The sequence below is a fragment of the Rothia sp. HMSC061E04 genome, from assembly GCF_001813685.1.
GTDB classification, from domain to species: domain Bacteria; phylum Actinomycetota; class Actinomycetes; order Actinomycetales; family Micrococcaceae; genus Rothia; species Rothia mucilaginosa.
The window spans coordinates 242,179-257,545 of the sequence record NZ_KV813705.1 but is presented as its reverse complement, the minus strand read 5'-3'; the positions used below and the strand labels follow the sequence as shown (position 1 = coordinate 257,545).

Here is a 15,367-nt window from a genome sequence, read left to right as displayed (position 1 = left end):
TATTAAATGCGTCCAAGTTTCGGGGCGCAGTTCACAGATGGGGGAGGAGCCGGGGGCTTTTCGCATACATATATATGTGTTGGCGCGAGGCGGCGAAGCGAGGCAGAGATACTGGATAGGGGTGCGGGCGAGAGCGCGGGTGAGAACGCCGGTTGAGCCGCCACTCATCCTTAAGGATGATGCCAGTACCCCGCCCAGCCCGCCTCAGGCTCATTTCAGCCCGTGGAATGAGTGGGGAACTCCCGCATCCGCAGGTCAAGACCCGGTGAACACCCGCCAAAATCAACCTGGAGGATGAGAAAAACCCTGTAGTCAGCGCCATGCTGCGTGAAATAATTGAACTATGACTACGACAACTCCTCACGCACAGACGGCACAGGTCGCCGTCTCCGCACGAAACCTTTCCAAAACCTACGGCATGGGTGAAGCAACCGTCCACGCCCTCAACAACGTCTCCGTCGACTTTGAGCAGGGCAAGTTCACCGCCATTATGGGCCCCTCCGGCTCGGGTAAGTCCACGCTGATGCAGACCATCGCAACCCTGGACACCCCCGACCCGAACCCGGCAACCTCCATCCGTATTGGCGGTACCGAGCTCTTCGGTCTGAAGGACAACGCCCTCACCGAATTCCGCCGCGAACACATTGGCTTCATCTTCCAGGCGTTCAACCTGGTGCCCACCCTCACCGCGGGCCAGAATATTGACCTGCCGCTGGGCCTTGCCGGTAAGAAGCCGGACCCGCAGTGGCGCGATTACCTGGTTAAGACCCTCGGCCTGGAAACCCGCCTCGACCACCGCCCCGAACAGCTCTCCGGCGGTCAGCAGCAGCGCGTCGCCATCGTGCGCGCCCTGCTCGCACGCCCCGAAGTGGTCTTCGCCGACGAACCGACCGGTAACCTCGACTCCAACTCCGGCGCCGAGGTGCTGCGCCTGCTGCGTGCCGCCGCAACCGACCACGCACAGACCATCCTCATGGTCACCCACGACGCAAACGCCGCCTCCTACGCAGACCGCGTGGTCTTCATCAAGGACGGCATGGTCGCCGGCGAAATGATCGAACCCACCTACGACGCCGTCCTCGGCGCAATGGCACAGCTGGAAGGTCGATAAGCCGTGGCAACCACACTAAACACGGTGGCGCGCTCCAATCTGCGCGCCTCCAAAGGAAAATACATCCTCACGGGCATAGGCATCGCGATCTCATCCTTCTTCATCGCCGCCATTATGATGCTCACCAACTCGCTGCAGGCGACCGTCAACTCCTCCGTAGGTGACGTGCTCTCCCGCGCCGAGGCGGTCGTCGCCTCCGCCGCTACCACCTACGACGGTAAAGACAGCACCGCCATCTACCTGACTCGTGACCAGATTCAGAAGGCGGAGCAGAGCGACCTGCTCTCCGGCTACTGGGTGCAGTACGCCGTCACGGGTTCGATCGGTACCGGCGACCAGAAAACCCCCGTACAGTACAACCAGCTGCCCGCCGACTCTAGCCTCTTCCCGTACAAGGTGCAGGGTAAAATCCCCAGTAGCAACCACGAAATCATGGTCTCTACCTACTTCGCGAAGAAGCACAACCTCTCGCTGAACGGCAAGGTCACCAGCACCGACGTTGTAGAATCCGTCAGCGCCCCCGGTACTGACAAGACCTCCGAATACACCGTCGTCGGTCTGTTCGACCCCGGTTTTGAAGGCTCCACCACCAACCAGGCTGTCTTCATTGGCGGCACCAGCCTCGGCGAAGCCACCCTGAAAGCAGCCGAGACAGAAAACAAGAACTCCGCGGCAGGCTACCGGAGCATGGCTGGCGCGAACCTCATCTACCTCAAGTTCAAGGACGGCGTAACCGACGCCAAACTCAAGAGCCTGCAGGATACCCTCAGCAGCGGCGACACCAAGAACGACCCGCGCGTCATGACCGGTCAGAAGCTGCTGGAAGACTACCAGAAGAGTATCTCCACGGTCTTCACCTCCATTAGCGTGGTCCTGGGTGCCTTCGCGGCACTGGCTCTGCTGGTTTCCTCCTTCGTCATCTCCAACACCTTCGCGGTGCTGGTTGGCCAGCGCATTCGTGAACTGGCTCTGCTGCGTACCCTCGGCGCCCGCGGGGGCTCTCTCGTACGGATGCTACTCATCGAATCCATTACCGTGGGCGTGGTGTTCTCCCTCATCGGTGCACTGCTGACCTTCCCGGTTGGCGCGCTGGTTGGTGCGAACCTGACCACCATCATGATTTCGTACTCGATTACCCCGATCCTGGTGAGTGTGCTCCTCTGCACCATCGTGACGGTTCTGGCGTCGCTCTCCCCGGCACGAAGCGCCCTGCGCATCTCGCCCATTAGCGCAATGAGCGAACACACCAACCGCGAAGTCAGCAAGCCCGGCAAGATCGGTCCGATTATCGGTGCCCTCTTCGCCATCGGCGGCGTGGTCGCTGTTGTGGCTGCACTCGATAAGGCAACCAGCGTGGAGCGTGACGGTAACTCCGCGATCTTCCTCGGCATGCTCGCCGCACTGCTGCTCGGTATTGCGGTCTTCCTCATCACCCCGCTGGTGCTGCCCCCGCTGGTACGCGCCCTCGGCGCGGTCACCCGCACCCAGACCGGTAAGCTTGCGCTCGCCAACGCACTGCGTTCGCCCAAGCGAACCGTCTCCACCGGCCGCGCTGTGCTCGTCGGCACCCTGGTTGTGTCGATTGTACTGACCGGCTACACGGTTCTGAGCGCATCGTTCGTCAAGGCTCTTGACCAGCAGTACCCGATTTCTGCGCAGGCGAACTACAGCTCGTACGACCAGTCTGAGGCTGCCTCCACGGTGACCAAGGCGGAGGATATCGCCTCCAAGGTCAAGGGTATTAAGAACGTTCAGGCATCCGCTGTTGGTTACGCAGCCGGTGTGGTTGACTACACCGTCGAGTACGAGGGCCAGACCGCCAACCAGAATTCCGATTTGGTGGCGCTAAGCTCCTCTGATTTGCATGCAATCCTGCCCGACGAAAACTCGAACCTTGCTGACGACACCGTGCTCGTGCCGCAGGGGTTCTGGAAGGCTGCTGGATTGAATGAGTCCAGCCGTCTGAAGGCGCGCGGCCCGCTCGGCGAAGTGGAACTCAAGCCCGTCAAGTCCGCAACCAAACAGAACCTGCTGATTGTCAACCCTGCCACCGCCGCCAAGCTACAGGATGCCAAGAACCCGCAGGTAGTTGCCAACCCCGCCGCTGAGGAAGCTCAGAAGCGCCTGGAAGAAGCAACCGCGAGCGGTGACCAGGAAGCTCAGACAAAGGCAGCACACCTGACCGTCACCAGCCAGGCACGCGGTAACAACACCGTCATTCTGGTGCGCGCCGCCTCCCCTCTGACCAGCAGTGAAAGCTCAACTCTGCAGACTGCACTGAACCGAATCAGCCCGGAAAACTCATTCAACGGTGGCCTGCAGGAGCGCCAGACGTTCGACCAGCTGCTGACCGTCATGCTGACCTTCACCCTGGTGATGCTCATGCTTGCAGTGGTTATCTCCATCATTGGTGTGGCGAACACTATGACCCTGTCGGTCAACGAACGCCGCCGCGAGAACGCGATGCTCCGCTCGCTGGGTCTGTCCCGCAAGCAGCTACGCCGCATGATTTCCATTGAGGCGAATCTGATTACGCTCGCCGCAGTGGTGCTCGGCATGGTTTCCGGTGCGGTCATCGGCACGGTCTCCGCGAAGATTGTGATGGCTGCCGTGAGCTCCAGCGCCCCGCTCGTGCTTGACCTGCCGTACGTCTGGTACGTGGTCATCCTCATTGTGGGTGTGCTCGCCGCGATGCTCGCTTCGGCTCTGCCTGCGGCTCGTTCCGCTCGCATGTCCCCGGTTGAGGGTATGCGCGGCTAACCAGCTGTACCTGGCATAGTCACAGTACCCGGCGAACCCGGATACTCGGCGTGAGAAAGCCCCGGAGGGTGCCTCGATTAGGAGGCGCCCGCCGGGGCTTCACTGTGTCCTCTAGCTTGCCGTGCTCTCTAGTCTACCGTGTCCTTATATAAGGGAGCGCTAGTGGGCGATACCCGCCTCATACGCCATAATGACCGCCTGCACACGATCACGCGCCCCCAACTTCGCCAACACATGCGACACATGCGTCTTCACCGTCGCCTCCGAAAGCACCAGCTCCCGCGTAATCTCCGCATTCGACAAACCACGCGCAATCAAACCCAGCACCTCAAACTCACGCGGCGACAACTGCTCAATCAACTCACGATGCGGATAATCCTGCACAGGCTCAAAGCTTGCATGCTCAGCCGGAATGAACGTTGCCTTAGGAAGCTCAGAACCAGCAGCCGGGGGAATAGCAGGAACAGACTCAGCGGTAGGAACAACAGGAGCGGGGGAGTCCAGCACCGGAATCATCTGCTCCAACAGGCGGCGAGTCGCAGACGGCGCAATCACCGCATCGCCGCGGTGCACCGTACGAATCGCCTCCAGCAGCTGCTCCGGCGGAGTGTCCTTCAACAAGAAACCGCTCGCACCCGCACGCACCGCCGAATACACGTACTCATCAATATCGAAAGTCGTGAGCATGATAATGCGCACCCGCTCATCCTCGGAAACTTCACGCTCGCCGTCACGCTCCAGAATACGGCGCGCCGCCTCCAGGCCGTCGCAGTGCGGCATGCGCACATCCATGAGGATGACCTGCGGCGCCCGCCCCTCAGAGACCATGCGGTCAAAAACGTCAATGGCCGCCAGGCCGTCATCAGCCTCCATGACGACCTGCAGGTCCGGCTGGGAGTTGACGAGCATGCTCAAGCCGCCGCGCACTAGGCGCTGGTCGTCAACGAGCATCACGCGGATCGGCTGGGTGGTCTGTGGTGCAGAAGAGTACATAGTTTCAATCCTAGATCACGAGGTAGTAAAGGGCACGGGTATTAGAGGTCGCGGTAGGGCAGCGCCGCCTCAACGAGCCAGCTACCGTCGGGTTGCAGACCGTAGGTGAGGGCGCCGTGGTAGAGGGCGATGCGCTCGCTCATGCCGCGCAGACCGTTACCGCTACCGGGCACCGGGCTGGTGGTGCGCTGATTCGAGGCTGAGGTCGAGGCAGGGGAAACAGCGGAAACCGGGTCGTTCTGAACCCGCAACTGCAGACCGTCCTTACCCCAGTGAATGGTGATGGTGGTTGCCGCGCCGGGGGAGTGCTTGAGCGCGTTGGTGAGTGCCTCCTGCACGGTGCGGTACGCTGCCAGCTCGGCACCTTGCGGTAGGGTGCGCGTCATGGTGCCGGTGATTCCGGTGAAGGTGACGGGTAGCCCGGCGCGGCGGCTCTGCTCCACGAGGGCGGGTATATCGCTGAGGGTGGGCACGGGTGCGTAGGTGGTTGCCTCGTCCGTGCGGAGCAGCCCGAGGAGGGAACGCATCTGGGTGAGGGAGTCGCGTGCCGTGTCTGCGATGAGTTCGAGTGTCTGCTCGGCAATATCCGGTTCGCTCTGCTGCTGAGCCTGACCCGACTGCTCTGCCTGCTGGGCGCGTGCACTCGCGGCGGCGTAGCGTGCCCCGTCCGCCTGGGAAATAATGCTGGAGAGCGAGTGCGCCACAATATCGTGCATTTCACGGGCGATGCGAGTGCGTTCGTCCTGCGCGGCGAGGCGGCGTTCCTGTTCCTGCTCGTATTCGAGGCGGCGGGCGCGTTCTTTGAACTCTTCGCTGCGCAGTTCGCGCATGCGGCGGGAGTCGCCGAGGAACCAGAAGACGGTGAAGATGGATCCGCAGAGCACGCCGAGCATCAGGGAGATGAAGATGCGGGCGGGTATGTCGTCCCAGCGATAGAGGAACGAGAGCGAGGACTGCACGGTGACGGCGAGTGCGCCGAACCAGCCGAGAATGAGGCCGCGGAAGCGGGCGCGGCGGGTCCAGTGCCTGCCGATATGGTAGGCGGCGAGGCTGACGGGCGGGTAGCAGGTGATGGCGAGTGAGTCGGGGAAGGGGGTCACGAGGGTGAGGCAGAGCGCCGCGATGATCACGTAGATGCTGCCGTAGGGGAAGCGGTAGCGGAAGTACAGCGCGGTGGTGCTGCAGAGTGTGGAGATGACCGGGATCCAGCCGTAGCCGTTGATGAAGGCAACGGAGAGTACGCAGCAGAAGAACTGCATGTGCGCGACGACGATGAAGTTCATCCAGCCGCGTTTGTCTCTGAGGTAGTTTTGCATGCGGCTGGAGGCGCTGATTGCGTCGGCGGGTAGGTCGCTGTTTTCTGAGCTGCGGCGGGTATGCGTTACGGCGTAGCTGGGTTCGGCTGTTGCTGTGCTGTGCTGTGGGTTCTGCTGGGGTTTTGCGTGCTTGTGGGGCATGGTTCTAGTTTATCGGGGTAGTGTAGCTTACCTAGCGTCCGAGCCCGGCGTTGACAGCACGGCGATTTGGCAGACCCGCCCCGCAGCCGGTGGTAAGGACTACGGTAACCGCGGCGTCGGTGGCGAAGGTGGCGAGCAGCCCCTGCTGTGCAGCAAGGCTAACGTCTACGGTGTTCTGCGCTTCACCAGCAGAGCAACTAGGAACTCTTCAGCTCCTCCACCGCTGGCGACAAGGGTGGCTCCGGCTTCGCATAGTTCGGTGGCGGCGGTGGCGCTGGTGGCTCGTACGTGGCTCCCGGTGTTTCCGGCGGTACCATAGAGTCCGCAGGCAACGCTCCGACCGCTCGTGGCAACGGCTACGTCAAGGTCTCCCTCTGCAAGCGCACCGCGTAATTGCATAGACCTTTAGAGCTCTCACGCTGAGTGAGAACTCATAACGATATTTCCCGGCTGATTTATTCAACCGGGGAATATTGTTTTAACCGGTAGGAGCTGAACACCACAGAATCCAAGACTCCAGAAGCCAGTGGGCGCCGAGTCGACCAGAAGGGTAGGGAAGTGGCATGGCAGGAGCTGCAGCTAGTCAGACGGGGGTTAGCCCAGAGTCTGAGACCTCGCCCGCACACTCTACCGCCCACCCGCGGCGCGTATTACGGTAGAGGCATGACTGAAGCACGTAGCATCGACCTCGCCGTCATCCCCGGCGACGGCATCGGCCCCGAAATCATTACCGAAGCCCAGCGCATCCTCACCCGCGCCTGCGAGCTCGAAAACATCACCGTAACCCCCACCCACTACAAGCTCGGCGCCGAGCACTGGCTGGAAACCGGTGAAACCCTGCCCGACTCCACCATGGACGCCCTCAAACAGCACGACGCGATCCTCTTCGGCGCGATCGGTGCAGACCCGCGTAGTGGCAAGATTCCCTCCGGCCTCATCGAATGCGAAATGCTCCTGAAGCTGCGCTTCGCCTTCGACCACTACATCAACCTGCGCCCCTCCCGCCTGTACCCCGGCGCAGTCTCCCCGCTTGCCAACCCCGGCAACATCGACTTCGTCGTCGTGCGTGAAGGCACCGAAGGCCCCTACATCGGCAACGGCGGCGTCATCCGCGGTGGCACCGTCCACGAAATCGCCACCGAAGTCTCCCTCAACACCGCACACGGTGTGGAGCGCCTGGTACGCTACGCCTTCGAACTGGCATCCACCCGCCGCAAGAAGGTCACCCTCGTGCACAAGACCAACGTGCTCACCCACGCCGGTCGCCTCTACAACCGCTACTTCGCCGAAATCGCGGCTGAATTCCCCGAGGTTGAGACCGACTACCTGCACATTGACGCGACCACCATCTTCATGGTCACCGACCCCGCACGCTTCGACGTGATCGTCACCGACAACCTCTTCGGCGACATCATCACCGACCTCGCCGGTGCAGTGACCGGCGGTATCGGCTACGCGGCAAGTGGCAACATCAATGCCGTCGGCGAGTTCCCCTCCATGTTCGAGCCCGTACACGGCTCCGCACCGGACATCGCCCGCCAGAACAAGGCAAACCCCACCGCCGCAATCCTCGCTGGCGCAATGCTGCTACGCCACCTCGGCCACGACGCCGCCGCAGCCCGCATTGAGGATGCTGTCGAGGCAGATATGCGCGAGAACGGCGCGAGCGTGCGCGGAACCGATCAGGTCGGCGCGGACGTGCTCGCACGCCTCGCTTAATACTTGCCCGGCTAAAACTTGCTCGGCTAAAACGTGAACTACGCTAGTGAAGCCCGGAAGGAACACACCTTCCGGGCTTCACCGGTTCACATCCTGAATGGGAGAAAAGGTGCGCATGCGGCAAACGCATCTTTCCGGTACTCTAAACAGGTCGGGCACACCCGCCCGGCACCTCGGCGGTGGACACCATCCACCACTAGCTTTGATGCATCCAACTAGCACAGACCGCTAGATGCACCATCTGCCCCGCACGACAACGCGCCCGGCGGCACACACCGGTCCCTCGCCCCGCCGCGAGAACCGCCACTCAAAGAACGCCCATAGAGGCAACTAGACGAAGAGGAACGCAGAACGATGGCAACCGAATTCAGCCACGAAGCAAACCAGTCACCCGCCACCGCCGAACGCCGCGCCGAAATCCTCGCAAACCCCGGCTTCGGCGACTACTTCAGCGACCACATGGTCACCATCGACTGGGAGGGCGACTACAAGACCGGCGGCACCTGGTACGACGCACGAGTGCACCCCTACGGCCCGCTGACCCTCGACCCCGCCTCCGCTGTCTTCCACTACGGCCAGGAAATCTTCGAAGGCGTCAAGGGCTACCGCCACGCAGACGGCTCCGTGTGGACCTTCCGTCCCGAAAAGAACGCAGAACGCTTCGCACGCTCCGCACACCGCCTCTCCCTGCCCGAACTGCCCGCAGAACTGTTCATCGAATCCCTGCGCGAACTCGTCAAGGCAGACGAAGCATGGGTACCCACCGGCGATGGTGAAGCCTTCTACTTCCGCCCCTTCATGATTGCAACCGAGGCGTACCTCGGCGTTCGCCCCGCAAAGCACGTGCAGTACCACGTCATCGGCTCGCCCGCAGGTAACTACTTCGGCACCCCCGAACCCGTAGACATCTGGCTCTCCACCACCTACGCCCGCGCAGGCGAAGGCGGCACCGGCGCGGCAAAGTGCGGCGGTAACTACGCGGCATCCATGATCGCCCAGACCGAAGGCGAAAAGCACGGTTGCAAGCAGGTCATCTTCAAGGACCCGCACCGCGGCGACGCCATCGAAGAACTCGGCGGCATGAACGTCTTCTTCGTCTTCGGCAAGGAAAACAAGATCGTCACCCCCGAACTGACCGGCACCATCCTTGAAGGCGTGACCCGCTCCTCGCTGATTCAGCTCGCCAAGGACCGCGGCATGACCGTCGAAGAGCGCGCAATCACCCTCACCGAATGGCGTGAAGGCGTGGCAAACGGCGACATCACCGAAATTTTCGCTTGCGGCACCGCAGCAGTGGTCGCCCCCATCGGCAAGCTCAAGGCAGAAGACTTCGAAATCCCGGCACCCACCGAGCACTTCGGCGAAATCTCCAAGAGCCTGCGCGAAGAGCTCGTCGGCATTCAGACCGGCGTAGTTGAAGACCGCCACGGCTGGCTGACCCGCCTCATCTAAACGTTCAACATAACGTAACCCGCGAAATCCCCGCAGGATGCCCCACCCGACCCCGCACGTCGCGCGGTGAGCAACCCGCGGGGATTCGCTGTGTCCGGTCAATGCTGTGCTGGGTAAATGGCGTGCCCGGCGAATAGTGCGCGCGGCGTTGATAGCGTGAGGACAGGGGAGGGGAGGCGCGCCCCGCCGCCGCCCCTCGATAAAGCCCTTGCTAAAACTTATCCCGCCGCCCCCGCCCTCGAAGGCTGGTACCCTAGAAAGTATGCGTATTGCACGATTTACCGTAAATAATGAGCTCCACTTCGGGCTGGTAGAAGGCGACGCAGGCGAAGAAACCCTGCGCGTACTCGCCGGCGACCCCTTCTACTCGGGCATCGAACCGACCGGCACCACCTACCCCATCGACCAGGTGCGCCTGCTCGCCCCGATCATCCCCCGCTCCAAGGTGATTGGAGCGATCGCAAACTGGGCAGGAACCGAGGCGCCCGCCTCCCCGCAGTTCTTCCTCAAGCCCAACACCACCGTCATTGGCCCCGGCGACCCCGTGACCCTGCCCGAGTACTCCGAAGCCGTCAGCGCAGAGGGTGAACTCGCCGTCATTATCGGTCGTATCGCTAAGTCCGTGCCTCTTGAGCGCGTGCACGAGGTCATCTTCGGCTACACCGTGGCAAACGACCTCACCGCCCGCGACCTGCTCGAAGACCGCCAGTGGACCCGCGCTAAGGGCTTCGACGGCTCCACCCCGCTCGGCCCCTGGATCGAAACCGACCTGGACACCGACTCGCTGAACATCACCACCTGGGTTGACGGCGACGTCGTGCAGGAAGGCAACACCTCCGAAATGCACTACTCCGTAGCCGAACAGGTTGCCGCAGCCTCCGAAATCTTCACCCTGTTGCCCGGCGACGTACTGCTCACCGGCACCCCCGCCGGCATCAGCGTACTGCGCGACGGCAACGAAGTAGAGGTCGAAGTCGAAGGTATCGGCTCCCTCGTCACCCGTGTGCGCGACTAAACAGCCCGCACCCAAAAACGTAACGTACATCCTGAAACACACCGTCAAGGAGACATCATGACCGAATACCACGGTCCCGTACTCAACAGCCCCGCAGACACCCGCGTCCGCTTCTGCCCCTCGCCCACCGGCACCCCGCACGTGGGTATGGTCCGCACCGCCCTCTTCAACTGGGCGTACGCACGCCACACCGGCGGCAAGCTGATCTTCCGCATCGAAGACACCGACGCAGCACGCGACTCCGAAGAGTCGTTCAACCAGGTGCTCGAATCCCTGCACTGGCTCGGCATCAACTGGGACGAAGGCGTCGGCGTCGGCGGCCCCCACGAGCCCTACCGCCAGTCCGAGCGTAAGACCGCAGGCATCTACAACGAGATCTTCGAAAAGCTCGTTGAAGGCGGCTACGTGTACGAAGACTTCTCCACCCCCGACGAGGTGAAGGAACGCCGCAAGGCAGCCGGTCAGGACCCGCAACTCGGCTACGACAACTACGACCGCAACCTCACCGAAGAGCAGAAGGAAGCCTACCGCGCCGAGGGCCGTAAGCCCGTGTGGCGCCTGCGCATGCCCGACGAAGACATCACCTTCAACGACCTCGTTCGCGGTGAAATCACCTTCAAGGCCGGTACCGTGCCCGACTACGTGGTCGTCCGCTCCAACGGCGACCCGCTGTACACCTTCGTGAACCCCGTCGACGACGCACTCATGGGCATCACCCACGTGCTGCGCGGCGAAGACCTGCTCTCCTCCACCCCGCGCCAGATCGCGCTCTACCGCGCACTCATCGACACCGGCGTGACCAGCTTCATCCCCGAATTCGGCCACCTGCCCTACGTCATGGGCCAGGGCAATAAGAAGCTCTCCAAGCGCGACCCCGAGTCGAACCTCTTCCTGCTGCGCGACTCCGGCTTCATCAAGGAAGGCCTGCTGAACTACCTGTCCCTGCTGGGCTGGTCCCTCTCCGCAGACCAGGACGTCTTCAGCATCGACGAGCTCGTCGAGCACTTCGACGTACACGACGTTGTCGCCAACCCCGCACGCTTCGACGTGAAGAAGGCAGAGTCCATCAACGGCGACCACATCCGTGCGCTCGACCCCAAGGACTTCCGCGACCGCCTCATCCCGTACCTGCAGGCTGCAGGCGTACTCGGCGAAACCCTCACCGAGCGCCAGGAGCAGGTCCTCACCGAAGCTGCACCCCTCGTCCAGGAGCGTATGCAGCTGCTCGGCGAAGCACCCGGCCTGCTCGCATTCCTCTTCAAGGCTGACGAAGAAATCAGCACCGCAGACGACGCACGCAAGCAGCTCAAGGAATCCGCACCGCAGGTCCTCGCCGCCGCAATCGAGGCTCTGGAGCCCCTCGAGGACTTCACCGCCGCCAACATTGAGGCAGCCCTGCGCGCCGCAATCGTCGACGGCCTGGAAATCAAGCCGCGCCTCGCATTCGGCCCCGTGCGTATCGCAGTGTCCGGTGAGCGCATCTCCCCGCCCTTGTTCGAATCCATGGAAATCCTGGGCAAGGAATCCTCCCTCGCACGCCTGCGCAAGCTTGCCGCTGAACTGAGCTAACCATGAGCCAGCCGAATAACCAATCCATCATTGGCAAGGCGCTGTTCAAGGGCACCCTCATGGCGCTCACCAACGCCTGCATTATCTGGCTGTTCGCCTACATTGCAGGCTTTGACCGCTCCGTATGGATGGTCGTCATCATTATTGCCGGTGCGGCGCTCGCCTACGTGACCGCGTTCCTGGAGGCACGCGCCATGCAGAACGCGGCTCGCGGTGGCGACGTGAGCACCTCGTCGTCTGTCGTGGACTCTTCTGACTCTTCGGACGAAGAAGAGGAAGAAGACGACTTCGTGGACCCGGGCCCCGACCCGGACGCGGGCGACTTCGACGCCGGAAGCTCCAGCAGTTCGGACTACAGCAGCTACAGCAGCTCCGACTACTCTGGCGGCGGTGATTCCGGTGGAGGCGACTCCGGCGGTAGTAGCGACTAAGCTCTAGCCGCTTTCGGTGCTGCTCCTCCTGGCGCGCTCGCAGGCATCTGCGGCGCGTGCTGTGAGAGCCCGGCGAGAACCCACGTTTAAGAGAATCCCCTTATCCAGCGGGAATCAGACGACCGAAAGGTCTGAAAGAAACCCGACGGATAAGGGGATTTTTCATAAATTTGAGAATATTTTTTGTGATGGATGTTTCCTGTAAAACTACTATTCAGTATGTTTTGTTGGGGTGAATATGGCTCCATTTTGGGGAGTATGGCAAGAATTTAGTTTGCGCACCCCGGCAAAGGCTCGTATAGTAGTACCTGTTGTTGCGACGAACTGAAAAGTTCAAAGCAAAAACATGCGGTTGTAGCTCAGTTGGTAGAGCACCACCTTGCCAAGGTGGATGTCGCGAGTTCAAGTCTCGTCAACCGCTCCACTGAAGCCCCGAGGTTCGCCTCGGGGCTTTTTGTTGTCTCTGGGTTTTGCTGTCTCAGGGTTTTTACTGTCTCCGGGAGGTTTGGTTTTTGGAGATGTGGGGCGCGGGGGCCCCGCGATCTTTTCCGAGGTGGTTGCTTGGGTGGTCTGGCTGTCAGGCTATCTGACTACCTGGCTACCTCTGACTACCTGGCTACCTGGGTGCTGGCTGCCGGGCTATCTGACGACCTGACTGTCCGGTCATCTGGCTATCGGGAGGCAATACAGGAAAAATCTTCAAAAAAATTTGGGGCTCAAAGCGTGCGGGGGGGGGGTAAAACTACTCTCCAAGTCCCCTCGGAGCTGCTTTGGAGGGTGAAAATCGGCTCCAAAACCCTCTTTTTGAAGAAATTTAAAAAACTTTTTAACCCCAAAAACCCCGGAAACACAGGGAAGTAGCGGGCATAAAACCGTGAATGTGAGGCGGCTCTCCAGATTTCGGCTTGCACGCCTCCAGAAAGACCCGTATAGTTATTACTCGTTCCGGTGAAAAGCCGAAAGGCGAAAAACGGAACGGTAATGGGATATGGTGTAATTGGCAACACGAAGGTTTCTGGTTCCTTTGTTCTAGGTTCGAGTCCTGGTATCCCAGCTAACCTCCTAACGGAGGTTGCGGCCCCATCGTATAGCGGCCTAGTACTCCGCCCTCTCACGGCGGCAACACCGGTTCAAATCCGGTTGGGGTCACCACTAGGAAAAAAGCCTGGTTTCTTCGGAAGCCAGGCTTTTTTGTTTATATCTGTATCTGTCGGAAGACCTTTTAGATTCTATGGTGCCGCCGTGAGCCTCTCACGGCGCCGCTCCTTACGTCGCGGCACTCCGGGGCATGATGGAATCCCTCGCGCGCTCGGCATCATGCCCCTCCGTCACCGTTACAAACCGGTTGGGGTCACCACTAGGAAATAAACCCTCAGTCTTCTGACTGGGGGTTTATTTGTTTATCTGGTGAAACTGGTTTTAGATTCGGTCATGACTTAGCGACTTCAGCCATGGTTAAAAGCTATCCCTCAAGACGCTACCCCAGCCCCACAGTCCGTAACTCATGACCAGAGTCCATAAGTCATTACTGAACCTGCAGCCACCTCAATAGGAGGAAGCAGCGCATGAGCAGAGAAGAAGAATCTCCTCGAAAAGCCACAAGTGTTTCGAGAAGCCACCATTATGGTGGCTTTTCGAAACACAAGTGGCTTCTCGGCGGAAAAGAAAAAAGGCGAGCGCAAAATTTGACCTTCATCCCAAGCCTCGGTATAGTCTTATCCGTAAGCGTGATTGGCGCAGTGGTAGCGCGCTTCGTTCACACCGAAGAGGTCACTGGTTCGAACCCAGTATCACGCACCAAATAACCCCCGTTTCAAGGAACGGGGGTTTTATTATGCCCACCGGTATTTGTGCCCACACGCAGTACAAACCCAGCGGCGGACACAACCACCCGAGAATGAGGTACCCCGTGACAACACCCGAACTCGCCGCAGCCACCGACTACGGACGCATGTACGCGCGCGTCCGCGGAGGAGAGCCCCTCGTCCCCTCCATCACCACCGTCATCGGGCAGCACGCCAACGACCTCAGCGGCTGGCACGGGTACATGGCCGCCAAAGCCGCCCTCGAAGACCAGCGCGCCTACCGCGCCACCGGATCCCACGGCCTCAAATTCGCCATCATCCGCGACGCAGCCAGCGCCTCCGAACGATACCGCGACGCAGCCGCCGCCCGAGGCGACCGCGTCCACAACTACGCCGAAGCCGTCGCCCTACGCGCCATGGGACGCGAACACAACCTCGACGAAAGCCGCGAACAGCTCATCATCAACGGCGAACAAGCCTACGCCGACCGCTTCGACGAATGGTGGGAAGCCTTCAAACCCCGCCCCCTCGCCGCCGAAGTCACCATCTGGAACGACACCGTCGGCTACGCGGGCACCCTCGACCTCGTCGCAGAAATCGCGGGCCGAACCTGCATCATCGACTACAAAACCAAAGGCACCGACAAACGCGGCCGCGTCAAAGCACTCGACGAAAAAGTCGTCATGCAGCTCGTTGCCGGACTCAAAGCCGAAGAATCCATCGTCGACCCCGACGAAGGCACCTGGGAACCCTGGAAATACGGCGACGCGCCCGTCCTCATGGGCGTAGCCCTCGGGGAAACGCAGGTGCTACCGCAGCAGGCAAACCCCGCCGTGCTCGAACGCAACTGGTACAAGTTCTGCGCTCTGCGCCGCGTCTGGGAATTCGACCGCCAGGTCCAAGAATTTGAAGACCCCGCGCTCATGCCCGTAGTCCCCCCGCCTACGGTGTAGACCAGCACCGCCGCCCGCCGATTAGAAGACTTGGCGGTATAGGGGAGTAGCGGGCATAGGGGAGAGGCAACAAAAGCCCTGCGGAGGTGAGCGGGGGGGGGG

11 protein-coding genes and 4 tRNA genes are annotated in these 15,367 nt (G+C 61.2%); 13 read left to right on the top strand and 2 right to left on the bottom strand.

Annotated elements, in window-relative coordinates:
* Nucleotides 1-343: 343 nt before the first annotated feature.
* Nucleotides 344-1,111: an ABC transporter ATP-binding protein gene (locus HMPREF2927_RS06875; RefSeq protein WP_005507396.1), complete on the top strand. Its 768-nt coding sequence runs from the start codon at nucleotides 344-346 to the stop codon at nucleotides 1,109-1,111.
* A gap of 3 nt (nucleotides 1,112-1,114) precedes the next feature.
* Nucleotides 1,115-3,871, top strand: a complete 2,757-nt coding sequence (locus tag HMPREF2927_RS06870) for an ABC transporter permease (RefSeq protein WP_070686657.1) — start codon at nucleotides 1,115-1,117, stop codon at nucleotides 3,869-3,871.
* 159 nt (nucleotides 3,872-4,030) lie between these two features.
* Here HMPREF2927_RS06870 and HMPREF2927_RS06865 read toward each other — a convergent pair whose 3' ends face one another.
* Nucleotides 4,031-4,864, bottom strand: a complete 834-nt coding sequence (locus HMPREF2927_RS06865; protein ID WP_070686655.1) for a response regulator — start codon at nucleotides 4,862-4,864, stop codon at nucleotides 4,031-4,033.
* A 41-nt stretch (nucleotides 4,865-4,905) separates the two neighbouring features.
* The gene (locus tag HMPREF2927_RS06860) at nucleotides 4,906-6,321 is read right to left on the bottom strand and encodes a sensor histidine kinase (RefSeq protein WP_210399829.1); all 1,416 of its coding nucleotides are present in this window, start codon (nucleotides 6,319-6,321) and stop codon (nucleotides 4,906-4,908) included.
* Between HMPREF2927_RS06860 and HMPREF2927_RS09055 the strand changes: the two genes are divergently transcribed.
* The 11 genes from HMPREF2927_RS09055 to HMPREF2927_RS06805 all read left to right on the top strand — a co-directional run bounded on the left by HMPREF2927_RS09055 (nucleotide 6,320) and on the right by HMPREF2927_RS06805 (nucleotide 15,265).
* Nucleotides 6,320-6,640, top strand: a complete 321-nt coding sequence (locus HMPREF2927_RS09055; RefSeq protein WP_210399828.1) for a hypothetical protein — start codon at nucleotides 6,320-6,322, stop codon at nucleotides 6,638-6,640. The two genes, HMPREF2927_RS06860 and HMPREF2927_RS09055, sit on opposite strands and share 2 nt — an antisense overlap.
* Before the next feature lie 344 nt (nucleotides 6,641-6,984).
* Nucleotides 6,985-8,040: a 3-isopropylmalate dehydrogenase gene (locus HMPREF2927_RS06855; protein WP_070686653.1), complete on the top strand. Its 1,056-nt coding sequence runs from the start codon at nucleotides 6,985-6,987 to the stop codon at nucleotides 8,038-8,040.
* Between the two features lie 354 nt (nucleotides 8,041-8,394).
* On the top strand, nucleotides 8,395-9,492 hold the full coding sequence (locus HMPREF2927_RS06850; RefSeq protein WP_070686651.1) for a branched-chain amino acid aminotransferase: 1,098 nt from the start codon (nucleotides 8,395-8,397) through the stop codon (nucleotides 9,490-9,492).
* 262 nt (nucleotides 9,493-9,754) lie between these two features.
* Entirely contained in the window at nucleotides 9,755-10,507 is a 753-nt protein-coding gene (locus HMPREF2927_RS06845) for a fumarylacetoacetate hydrolase family protein (RefSeq protein WP_005507404.1), read from the top strand.
* A 57-nt stretch (nucleotides 10,508-10,564) separates the two neighbouring features.
* A complete protein-coding gene (gltX, locus tag HMPREF2927_RS06840; RefSeq protein ID WP_070686649.1) occupies nucleotides 10,565-12,076 on the top strand; it encodes a glutamate--tRNA ligase in 1,512 nt (503 codons plus the stop codon).
* Nucleotides 12,077-12,078: 2 nt separating this feature from the next.
* Complete coding sequence (locus tag HMPREF2927_RS06835; RefSeq protein WP_070686647.1) at nucleotides 12,079-12,507, top strand: hypothetical protein; 429 nt, start codon at nucleotides 12,079-12,081, stop codon at nucleotides 12,505-12,507.
* A 348-nt stretch (nucleotides 12,508-12,855) separates the two neighbouring features.
* A tRNA-Gly gene (locus HMPREF2927_RS06830) sits at nucleotides 12,856-12,931 on the top strand.
* A 558-nt stretch (nucleotides 12,932-13,489) separates the two neighbouring features.
* Nucleotides 13,490-13,561, top strand: a tRNA-Gln gene (locus tag HMPREF2927_RS06820).
* A gap of 22 nt (nucleotides 13,562-13,583) precedes the next feature.
* Nucleotides 13,584-13,659, top strand: a tRNA-Glu gene (locus HMPREF2927_RS06815).
* A gap of 573 nt (nucleotides 13,660-14,232) precedes the next feature.
* A tRNA-Val gene (locus HMPREF2927_RS06810) sits at nucleotides 14,233-14,307 on the top strand.
* A gap of 109 nt (nucleotides 14,308-14,416) precedes the next feature.
* Nucleotides 14,417-15,265: a PD-(D/E)XK nuclease family protein gene (locus tag HMPREF2927_RS06805; RefSeq protein ID WP_070686676.1), complete on the top strand. Its 849-nt coding sequence runs from the start codon at nucleotides 14,417-14,419 to the stop codon at nucleotides 15,263-15,265.
* Nucleotides 15,266-15,367: the final 102 nt, after the last annotated feature.

Bases quoted from the DNA above. Each gene is read 5' to 3' on its own strand.
- HMPREF2927_RS06875 (WP_005507396.1), top strand. From the start codon at position 344: ATGACTACGACAACTCCTCACGCACAGACGGCACAGGTCGCCGTCTCC.
- HMPREF2927_RS06865 (WP_070686655.1), bottom strand. From the start codon at position 4,864: ATGTACTCTTCTGCACCACAGACCACCCAGCCGATCCGCGTGATGCTC.
- HMPREF2927_RS09055 (WP_210399828.1), top strand. From the start codon at position 6,320: ATGGTTCTAGTTTATCGGGGTAGTGTAGCTTACCTAGCGTCCGAGCCC.
- HMPREF2927_RS06860 (WP_210399829.1), bottom strand. From the start codon at position 6,321: ATGCCCCACAAGCACGCAAAACCCCAGCAGAACCCACAGCACAGCACA.
- HMPREF2927_RS06855 (WP_070686653.1), top strand. From the start codon at position 6,985: ATGACTGAAGCACGTAGCATCGACCTCGCCGTCATCCCCGGCGACGGC.
- HMPREF2927_RS06850 (WP_070686651.1), top strand. From the start codon at position 8,395: ATGGCAACCGAATTCAGCCACGAAGCAAACCAGTCACCCGCCACCGCC.
- HMPREF2927_RS06845 (WP_005507404.1), top strand. From the start codon at position 9,755: ATGCGTATTGCACGATTTACCGTAAATAATGAGCTCCACTTCGGGCTG.
- gltX (WP_070686649.1), top strand. From the start codon at position 10,565: ATGACCGAATACCACGGTCCCGTACTCAACAGCCCCGCAGACACCCGC.
- HMPREF2927_RS06835 (WP_070686647.1), top strand. From the start codon at position 12,079: ATGAGCCAGCCGAATAACCAATCCATCATTGGCAAGGCGCTGTTCAAG.